The organism is Paenalicyclobacillus ferrooxydans, from assembly GCF_001399675.1.
Classification (GTDB): Bacteria; Bacillota; Bacilli; order Alicyclobacillales; family Alicyclobacillaceae; genus Alicyclobacillus_B; species Alicyclobacillus_B ferrooxydans.
The window spans coordinates 1-1,893 of record NZ_LJCO01000039.1; the positions used below are offsets into that span (position 1 = coordinate 1).

A 1,893-nucleotide genomic window follows, 5' to 3' on the forward strand; every position below is an offset into this window, starting at 1 on the left:
TTTGTGCGCCCGGCATGGGCGTTGTCTATACGGTGGAAGTCCGGAGTGGTGAAGGTAGCAGTAGCCATTAGCTCAAGCCAAGGGTGTCCACCGCGAGGTGGAATCTGAAGGAAGGCGGCGGCAAACCTCCGACCCGAGGGTCACGAACTCCAATCGAGGCTAGCGACAGTTGGGCGAGTCTGCAAATCAAGATAAAGCCCTTGCTACCGAAGGCTGTCGAGAGTAAATGGAGCGGGTACATGGAGGGAAAGACAACGTTCTTACCCGGGGAGGTCTGTCCGGTACGCTAGCGATGCTAGTAAGCGTTCCTGAGAGGGAACGTTGAACGGACAGAAGTCAGCAGAGGTCATAGTACCTGCAAGGGGACGCCCAAGCAGGGAAGGACTAAACATGATTGTGAGGGTTGTTCATGGCAAGTTCGGGAGAGAAGCAGAGACAGCCGAATATCCCGCAAGGGAGCTATCCTCAGGAGGAAGTGGTGAATCCACGGGGGACTGAGGAAGCGCCGAGTTTCTCTCCGGCACGACCCAATGAGCTAACCCGCGAAGAAGGCTGTATCGACCTGATGGAACAGGTAGTAGAGCGGGAAAACCTGCTCTCAGCGCTACGCCGTGTGGAGAGAAACAAGGGTGCCGCCGGTATCGACGGAACGGAGATAAAATCCCTTCGTCCATTCCTGATGGAACATTGGCAGCGTATCCGAAGCGAACTCCTTCATGGAACCTACCAACCATTGCCCATACGTCGAGTCGAAATCCCGAAACCAGACGGGGGCAAACGGATGTTAGGGATACCAGCGGTGTTAGACCGCCTGATTCAGCAGGCACTTCTGCAAGTGCTCACACCTATTTTTGACCCGGAATTCTCATGGTACAGTTATGGCTTCCGTCAGGGACGCAGTGCCCATCAAGCTGTAAACCAGGCACAGATGTACATTGCTGAGGGATACCGCTTTGTAGTGGATATGGACTTGGCTCAGTTCTTTGACCGAGTGAACCACGACATGCTCATGGCACGAGTGGCTCGCAAAGTAGATGACAAGCGAGTCCTGAAACTGATTCGTGGATACCTGAACGCGGGTGTCATGGTACACGGCGTTTGCGTGTCCACGGAAGAAGGCGTGCCACAAGGTGGACCACTCAGTCCATTACTCGCCAACATTATGTTGGATGATTTGGACAGAGAACTGGTGCGACGCGGACACCGTTTCGTCAGATATGCTGACGACTGCAACGTGTACGTGAAGAGTCGCCATGCGGGAGAAAGGGTCATGGAAAGTGTGCGCAGATTTGTGGAAGAACGACTCAAGCTTAAAGTCAATGTGGACAAGAGTGCAGTAGACCGACCGTGGAAGCGCAAATTTCTTGGGTTCTCATTCACGCCTAACAAAGTGCCGCGAATCCGAGTAGCACCAAAGTCATTGAAACGATTCAAGGACAAGGTCAGGCAGCTCACTTCGCGGAGTCGAGGACAATCCATGGAACAAAGACTCGAATGGCTCAACGCGTATCTGAGAGGATGGGCTGGCTATTACCGTCATGCCCAGACCCGGAGCGTGTTCGAGGACTTAGACAAGTGGATACGTCGCCGATTGAGAATGTGCTTGTTGAAGCAGTGGAAGAAACCCAAGACCAAGCGACGAAATCTTGTTACCCTTGGGATCCCAGAAGACTGGGCAGTTCTGATAAGCGCTTCTCGAAAGGGCTACTGGAGAAATGCCAAAACACCACAAATGAACAAGGCCCTCGGTCTCGCCTATTGGCGTGACCGAGGACTGGTTAGCTTAGTCGAACGATATGACGGAATTCGTTCCACAACGTGAACCGCCGTATACCGAACGGTACGTACGGTGGTGTGGGAAGACGGGGGTTAGTCACCCCCTCTTACCCGATT

Annotated in this window: 1 protein-coding gene; it reads left to right on the forward strand. The window is 53.5% G+C overall.

Annotated features, from left to right (window positions below):
- The first annotated feature begins 409 nt into the window (after window positions 1-409).
- Window positions 410-1,822, forward strand: a complete 1,413-nt coding sequence (gene ltrA, locus AN477_RS08315) for a group II intron reverse transcriptase/maturase (protein WP_054968713.1) — start codon at window positions 410-412, stop codon at window positions 1,820-1,822.
- Window positions 1,823-1,893: the final 71 nt, after the last annotated feature.